At 39.5% G+C, this 3,444-nt stretch carries 4 protein-coding genes; 2 read left to right on the forward strand and 2 right to left on the reverse strand.

From position 1 onward, the window contains the following. The coding region (locus Q1V93_RS09590; protein WP_300664136.1) for a glucosaminidase domain-containing protein at positions 1 to 617 on the reverse strand (617 nt) is incomplete at its 3' end. Positions 618 to 866: 249 nt separating this feature from the next. Continuing rightward, positions 867 to 1,913: an acyl-CoA reductase gene (locus Q1V93_RS09595; protein WP_300664138.1), complete on the reverse strand. Its 1,047-nt coding sequence runs from the start codon at positions 1,911 to 1,913 to the stop codon at positions 867 to 869. A gap of 99 nt (positions 1,914 to 2,012) precedes the next feature. Between Q1V93_RS09595 and Q1V93_RS09600 the strand changes: the two genes are divergently transcribed. Together Q1V93_RS09600 and Q1V93_RS09605 are read left to right on the forward strand one after the other, a co-directional pair. After that, positions 2,013 to 2,360, forward strand: a complete 348-nt coding sequence (locus Q1V93_RS09600) for a 4Fe-4S dicluster domain-containing protein (protein WP_300664140.1) — start codon at positions 2,013 to 2,015, stop codon at positions 2,358 to 2,360. 57 nt (positions 2,361 to 2,417) lie between these two features. Beyond that, positions 2,418 to 3,444: hypothetical protein (locus tag Q1V93_RS09605; RefSeq protein WP_300664141.1), on the forward strand; the 1,027-nt coding region annotated here is incomplete at its 3' end.

Here is a 3,444-nt window from a genome sequence, read left to right on the forward strand (position 1 = left end):
CAAGATTCGTCAATTTTCATTGAGGCCGCGTTTTTCCCGGCAGATCCTTTTTCCTTGCTTTCTTTCGCATTACTTGCAAGCAATTCTGTTCCACTGTTTGACGGAGCTGTTTTTTCATCGTATTCATACAACTTCAAACGCTCAATCAAATCGATCAACTTTTCAGCATATTCCGGATGTGTTGCATAACCTGCTTTCTTCAATCCTTTCGCCCATGATTTGTAATCATCTACCGGAAATTGAAACAACGCTGCATAACGTGGTTTCTTTGTCAGGAATAAACTGTGGTCATTGTATGATTCTGTTGCGCTCGGATATTTTCTGAAGCACTCCCCTTTTGCATCGTCATCGAAATAAATTTTTTCTCCCGTCCAATCGCTGCATTTAATTCCGAAATGATTGTTTGCCTGAGTAGCTAAAGGAGAATTACCATTTCCACTTTCAAGTAAACCTTGTGCCAGGGTAATACTTGCCGGAATCCGATAAGTCAGCATATGTTCAACAGCAACGTTGGACCACATAGTTACATAATCGTTCTGGGTCATTTTTGCGGGATTCTCCGATCCGAAAGAAAGGAAAGAAATCCCAAATCCTACAATTACTAAGCTTTTTTTCATATCAAAAGGCATTGAATTCTGTCTAGAATACGCAAAAGTAGAAACTTGGTTACAAAAAATGTTGAAAACTCTTGTTTCAATTGTTAATAACTCTGTAAATACCCGGATTTAAAGGGGGATGATTAGTCAAAAAACCACATAGATCTATAGAACACATAGCATAATACACTACGTAAATAGAGAACTTACAAGAAATGTAATTCGTAATTCGTAATTCGTAATTCGTAATTCGTAATTCGTAATTCGTAATTAATTCAAAGAATTCAACCAAAGACACGTATCTACTCCATCTGCAAAATCTGTAATATCCGGAGCCTGTGCTTTTCCAAAAGGAATATAATCGTGACCAACCAACGCCTGGATGTCATCCTGCAACTCATTCAACTGGTTCACAATCGCATCTTTGTCGCTATAATATTCGTAGTAAATAACCGAAAGCGGCGCATGAAGTCCTTTGTCTTCTTTCAGCATGAATGCATTGTTGTCCAGGAACGGAATCTGGTTCATTAAATAGACCGTCCGATTGTAATCATAGTTATTTCCGTACTTATGATGTTGGATCAAATGTGTTTGTTCGAGGAAATTCTCAAAAATGCGGTTCAGATTAAATCCTTCCGGAAGATACAATTTAGAAATATTCCGGCAGCCCATCCCAAAGAAATCAAAACAATCGGAACTAAGTGCTCTCAATTCTTCATCGGTTTCTGTTCCGTCCAATAAAGCAACAGATGTGCGGTTTTTCCTGAACAAATGCGGAACGTGACTGAAATACGTTTCAAACTGAGCAATCGAATTATTACTTCCGGTGGCAATAACAGCATTGTAGTTCTTAATCGGTCCCAATGAAATCTGAATGTATTCCTTCAATTCCTGGTTCCAGTTCAACATCCATTCAATAATCATCAACGGAATCCTCGAATCGGAACTACTGAGTTTACACAATGCTTTGTTTCCTGTTATTAATGTGCACAACAAATCATGAAACCCTACAAAAGGAATGTTTCCTGCCATGATCAACGCAATGGTCTTCGGTTTATCTGTGAACTGATACTTGTTCGAGAATGAAATAAGTGATTCTCTTTCAGTCAAATGAACAATTCCACTTAAAGCTTTATAGCAATTCTCTTTGGTAAACCACGGATTGAGCTGCACTTCTTTATTGATCGTTTTCCTGAAATTCAAAAACTCTTCTTCCGTTAGTCCGCATTCGTAACCCGGCCAGGAATCACTTTGAATGATCGATTGGATTGTTTTTCGAAGCTGCTCGAAAACTTGAATGATTGCTGTTTTTTCCACGCTGCAAAATTAATTGGTCTGCGACAAATCCATCATTTTTTTGTAATAATTCACTATTTAAATCTGAACCCTCCGTATATTTGCACAAAAAAAGCTATTATGGCAATCATGATTACAGACGAGTGCATCAATTGTGGTGCATGCGAACCGGAATGTCCGAACAACGCAATTTACGAAGGTGGCGCTGAATGGACATATGCGGATGGCACGTCATTAAAAGGATTGATTACGACATTAAACGGAGAGGAGGTTCAGGCAGATGATCATTTTGAACCGAAAGATATGGATGTTTACTATATTGTTACGGATAAATGTACCGAATGTGTAGGTTTCCATGACGAGCCTCAATGTGCTGCCGTGTGTCCTGTTGATTGTTGTGTAGATGATCCTGATTATCGCGAAAGCGAAGATGAATTGCTTGCAAAAAAGGATTTCATGCACCTTTAGAAAGCAACTTTTCCGCTTTCGGATGTAACACATTTACTTTTTAAGCGTTTTAGTGTTATGAAAGTTTCGTTACTCATTCTTATTCTCACTCTGGGTTTTCAATCACTCGGGCAATTTGATGCCATGGCGAGAGAGCAGGAATTAGCTGTTCTCCTGGACTCATTGCGTGCTTCAAGAAAAAACGATCGCAAGGAATTCTGGAACAAACAGTTTAAAGCACTGATCGATCAGACATTACACGAACCCTCTGTTTTTGATATTACTTTCACGAAACTCAGAACACTGGGAGTTATTGACAGCCCGGATAAAATGGTGCGCATCGTCAACTGGAACGTCGAACAGGAAGACGGATCTCAAAAATATTACGCATACATTCTTCATAAGAATCTAAAAAAAGAAGATCACAAGGTTATTGAGTTGATTGACAATTCCATGATGCTCCCCGGAAAACCGGAAGAAACACTGGATGCCAATATGTGGTATGGAGCTTTGTATTACCAGATTATTCCGGTTGAAAAATCAAATAAAACATATTACACCCTTTTGGGCTGGGACGGTGGCACGCGAATGAGCAATACCAAATTGATCGACGTGTTGTATTTCACCGGAAACAGTCTGAAACTGGGTTACCCACTGTTCAAATCAGGAGATAAAACAGCGAAACGCTTGTTTTATGAACATTCGGAAAGATCTGTGATGTCTTTGCGTTACGAACCTGAATACAAACGCATTATCTTCGATCACTTAATGCCGGAAACACCGACCATGGTTGGGTTTTATGAGTTTTATGTTCCGGACATGTCTTACGATGCCTTCATCCTGGACGGCAGCCGTTGGGTATTGAAAGAAGATGTAATCGGGATCAACAAAAATCCACAAACGGTTTCTGTGAGCCAGTTTGATGCAAAAAGCGGAGAAGTTTCTACTTACACCGTTGAAAACAAATGGGTTGATCCGACCGGAGGTTCCGGAAGTGGTAAAAACAATGTGCATATTGCAGTCCTGCCTGATTCGGAAACAACGAATACAACCGAAGAAAGCAAAAAGCCGGTAAAAAAGAACTCAAAAGAAATGACGGCTTTGG

The organism is Fluviicola sp., assembly GCF_030151805.1.
Classification (GTDB): Bacteria; Bacteroidota; Bacteroidia; order Flavobacteriales_D; family Crocinitomicaceae; genus Fluviicola.

Excerpts from the sequence above, each read along its gene's own strand:
- Q1V93_RS09600 (WP_300664140.1), top strand. The coding sequence starts at position 2,013 with ATGGCAATCATGATTACAGACGAGTGCATCAATTGTGGTGCATGCGAA.